1 protein-coding gene is annotated in these 5,017 nt (G+C 60.1%); it reads right to left on the bottom strand.

The features are described from left to right. On the bottom strand, nt 1-4,802 hold a 4,802-nt coding region (locus CH256_RS16615; protein WP_143536598.1), incomplete at its 3' end, for a non-ribosomal peptide synthetase. Nucleotides 4,803-5,017: the final 215 nt, after the last annotated feature.

Below are 5,017 nucleotides of genomic sequence, written 5' to 3'. Positions count from 1 at the left end.
CTCACAGTGTGTTCCGAACGTGGCAGCAACAGTGCAACAACGTCCTCTACTCCCACCCCACGCCCAGCCAACAAATGAGCCAACTGCGTCGATGTGTCGTCCAACTCCTGATACGTCCACGACCGACCCTCGAACACCACCGCTATGACGTCCGGCCGCACCCTCACCTGCTCGGCGAACAACTCCGGAATCGACACGCCAGCAACGGACTCCGTCACAGCCGACCTGTTACCCAGTACGTCCAGCTGCGTCAGCTCATCCTCACCCAGGATGTCGAACGAAGCCAAAGGACGATCCGGGCCCGCCGCCATCGCAATCAATAGCTGCTGCCACCGAGCCGCCATGCGCTTTACGGTCTCGGCGTTGAAGATGTCGGTGCGGTACTCGACGATTCCGCTGATCCCATCGGGCTGACCGTCCGCAGTGAACCGCTCGCGCAGGCTGAATGCCAGGTCCATTCGAGCGGCTCCGATGTCGACTGACGCCGTCTCCACGTCGAGACCCGGCACCGAGATGTCGGGGACCGGGTCGTTCTGCCAGGCGAACAGGATTTGGATCAACGGATGGTGAGCCTGCGTACGGACCGGATTGAGGCGCTCGACAAGCGCATCGAACGGCACATCTTGGTTCGCGAACGCGTCCAGGCTCCGCTCCCGTACCTCCTCCAACAAATCACCGAAGTTCATCTCGGCTGAAACCCGCGTACGCAACACCAGCGTGTTGACGAAAAACCCGACCATGCCGTCAAACTCGGTTCGCCCCCGCCCCGCCGTCGGCACCCCGAACGCCACATCCGCGCTCCCGCTCAAACGCGCCAACAGCACCGAAAGCGCCGCCGACATCACCATGAACGTCGTCGCATTGCGTTCCCGCGCGATCCGCTGCGCCAATTCATGGAAATCCGCGGGCAGGTCGACGACGACTCGACCCCCATTCGTGTCGGTCTCCGCCGGGTACGACCGGTCCGTGGGAAGCTCCAACCTGCTGGGTAGATCTTTCAGGGCGTGTTCCCAGAATTTCAACTGCCCGGCGAGCACGCTTTGCGAATCCGCTTCGTCACCCAGCAGAGCGTGTTGCCAAAGCGTGTAGTCGGCGTACTGGACGGGAAGTGGCGACCAGGAAGGCGACTCGCCCGCAGCGCGGACTCCGTAGGCGCTCCATAGGTCACGCAGGAGCGGAGGAAGTGACCCCCCGTCGACTGCAATGTGGTGCATGACCACGACCAGACGATGGTCAGTGGCAGACACGACAAACAGCGCCGCGCGGAAAGGAAGGTCTTCGGCTAGGTCGAAAGCATGCTGACCCCGAACACGCGCTGCGTCGGATATTTGAAGTTCCGTCCAGGTGGTGGCGTCAATGATGTCCCAGTCGAAGTCAGTCTCAGCTGCAAGGACACGCTGCTCCGGCACACCAGCCACCGCTGGAAACACTGTCCGCAGACTCTCGTGCCGCTCCACAACATCAGCGATCGCCGCGCGCAGCGCACAGACATCCAAAGAACCGGTAATCTGAATCAGTAGCGGTATGTTGTACGTCGCCGACTGCCCTTCCATCTGGTGGATGAACCACAGCCGACGCTGAGCGAACGACAACGGCAATCGCTTGGGACGAGCTACTGGGACCCATGCCACGCCGCCACCCGGCGATCCACCCACCAACCGTGCGAACCCCGATACCGTTGAGGCTTCCCAGAGCGCCTTCACGCCGATCGATGAATCAAACGACTCCTGCACGGCCGCGATCACTCGCATCGCCGATAGCGAATTTCCGCCGAGGTCGAAGAACGAGTCGTCCACCCCTACCCGCGGTAGGTCCAGCACACGCGCAAAGATTTCAGCCAAAATTCCCTCAACCAAGGTCGACGGATTTCGGTAGGATCCGCCTGCGAACTCTGGATTCGGCAATGCCTGCTTGTCTAACTTGCCGTTGACCGTAAGCGGTAGGTCATCGACGATCATCACCACTGTGGGGACCATGTACTCCGGTAGGTGCGCGGCCACATCACCACGCACCACAGCACCATTTACTTTTGGACCGGTCTCCGCAGGTACGACGTAGCCGATCAGCTGCTTGCCCGAACTCGAAGACCTCACCACGACCGCGGCGCGCTCCACCCCCGCGACACGGGAAAGAGCAGCCTCGACCTCACCCGGTTCAACACGAAAACCACGGATCTTCACCTGGTCGTCCGAGCGGCCCACATACTCCAGCTCGCCCTCGCGGTTCCACCGCACTACGTCACCCGTCCGGTACATCCGCGAGCCCGGCGGGCCGAGCGGAGAAGCAACAAACCGCGACGCCGTCAGCCCCATGCGTTTCAAGTAGCCCAGGCCGACACCATGACCTGCCACATACAACTCTCCGACTACTCCTACCGGCACGCGGCGGAGACCGGTATTCAATACGAAGAAGGCAAGGTCAGCAAGCGGACCGCCCACGGGACTGACATGGCTGTCGAGGTCAGAAGAAACGATCCTCCGGAACGATGCGTGGACGGTGGTCTCTGTGGTGCCGTACATGTTGATCAGGTGCGGCCAGGAATCCAGCTGATCTAGCCAAGGTCGCAACTTCGACGGTTCGAGAGCTTCGCCTGCGAAGACAATCGCTTCTAGACCGCTCAGCCGAGACTCGCCCGGCCGGCGCATGTCGACTGCCTGCAGAGCATAAAATGCTGACGGTGTCTGACTCAGAACGGATACGTTCTGGTCTCGCAGTAGTTGATGAAAGTCGTTGGCGGACTGGGCAATTTCTCCAGGTACGACAACCAGTCGGCCACCGTGTAGCAGCGCGCCCCACATCTCCCATACCGACACATCGAACGCGTAGGAGTGGAAGAGTGACCACACCTGGTTTGAGGACGGCACGAACCCCGGAGCCGTCGAGCTGAACAATCGCGTGACGCTCGCCTGGGTAACGGCAACCCCTTTGGGGACACCGGTGGTACCGGAGGTGTAGATGATGTACGCGACTTGGCCGGCCTCTGGCGCAGGCAGAGCCGTAACCGGCTGCACGGCAATCGCGTCGTCGTCGACATCCACAACTTCGATACCAAAACAGTCTACCCGGCAAGTCAGTTCGGCAGTGGTCACGAGGGCAGCTGGAGCGGCATCGCCCAAGATGAACGCCACCCGCTCATCGGGGTGCTTGATGTCAATGGGTACATAGGTTGCGCCCAGTTTCAACACTGCCAGGATCGCGATTACTGTCTTGTTGGAACGCGGGAGCATGAGAGCAACAACTTCTCCTCCGCGTACCCCACGAACGGCTAGTAGATGTGCCAGTTGCGTGGAGGCCTCGTCAACTTCCCTGTAAGTCCATACCTGATCCTCGAAAACCATGGCGTGCGCTTCCGGCGCTCGATTCGCCTGTGCTGCAAACAGTTCGGCTATGGATATACTGGCGGCAGTCTGAGAGTGCGCAGAACGATTGCCCAGGCGGTCAAGATGAGTGTGTTCGTTTCTGTCTAGTACGTCGATCGAGATGACTGGCTGGTCGATCACGGCGATCATCTCGGCGATGATTCGCCCAAGCCTGACGATCATGGTCTCGACCGATGCAGCGTCGTAGACATCAGAGCGGTACTCGACCACTCCGTCGATTCCCTGCGGCTCGCCGAACTCGGAGTACCGCTCCCGGAGACTGAAGGTCAAGTCCATCCGGGCCTGTCGAGAAATGGTGGGTACCGCCTCTGCCAGCACCCCCGGCAAGTCCAACTCCGTGGAGATCTGGTTCTGCCATCCGAGCATGACCTGGACCAGTGGGTGATGCGATTGTGACCGAGCAGGTTTGACGAGATCCACCAGCGCGTCGAACGGGACATCCTGGTGGGCCAATGCGTCCAAAACCGCGTCCCGTACTTTTTGCAAGAGGCGACGGAACGTCGAACTGGCAGACACATCAACGCGGAGCACTACTGTGTTGGCGAAGAAACCGACCATCTCCGCAAGATCAGCGTCACGTCGGCCCGTAGTTGGAACACCGAAAGCGACATCGGAGGTGCCGCTTAGTTCGGACAACAGCACCGCCAGCGCCGTCGAAATCACCATGAAGCCGGTAGAACGATGCTCCCGGGCCAACTGTCGCACCTGCTCTTGCATCGACACGGGCCATTCGATGGGGATTCGATTGCCTCGATAGTCGGCCACGACCGGATAAGGGCGGTCGGTTGGGAGCTCAAGCCGCCCCTCGTATCCGGCTAGCGTGTTCTTCCAGTAAAGGAGGTGCCGGCTCAGCGCACTGTCGGGGTCGGACTCGTCGCCGAGCGACTCACGCTGACGGAGCGTGTAATCCCGATATCGCAATGGCAACGGCACCCAGGCAGGCACCTCTACGCCCACATGGGCCCTGTACGCCAGCCCGACGTCGCGTACGAGGGGCGTGAGGGACTGGCCGTCTGACGCGATGTGATGCATCAGGAGCACCAATACATGCTGATCGGCCGATAGTCTGAAGAGCTGCGCTCGGAACGGAATCTCAAAGCTGAGGTCGAATTTGTATCCCACTGCCTGTGCGACTGCATCGTTCAACGCGTCTGTCGACCATCCTGACGCTTCGACTACGTCCCAGCCGAAGTCTGCGTCGGCCGAGCCAAGAACACGCTGCTCCGGCACACCCTCATGGGAGGGGAAAACAGTCCGCAAACTTTCGTGTCGACTCACGACATCGCCGATTGCCCTGCCCAGCGAATGAACACTGAGCTCACCAGTCAGGCGTAAGACCAGAGGAATATTGTAAGTTGACGACAATCCCTCCAACTGGTGGATAAACCACAGCCTACGCTGCGCAAAAGACAACGGGATCAATGCTCAACCCTTTCAGCGCCCAGCAAAACACTTCCTTGCGAACCACTCGGGTGACCACCCTCAGCGTTAGATTCAGACCCGAAATATTTCATCAGCAAGCTACAACAAGTCGACGAGCTCGGCCGACATAAATTCGCGCATCCCGATGGCCCCCGAAACCAAACCGAAGTACCGAGATGTAAGTTCGGGCGAATTGGCAATGGCATGCAGCATGC

Source organism: Rhodococcus sp. 05-2254-6 (assembly GCF_002258565.1).
Classification (GTDB): Bacteria; Actinomycetota; Actinomycetes; order Mycobacteriales; family Mycobacteriaceae; genus Rhodococcoides.
Note: the sequence above shows the minus strand (reverse complement) of the source record. Positions and strands in the feature narration are given on the sequence as shown.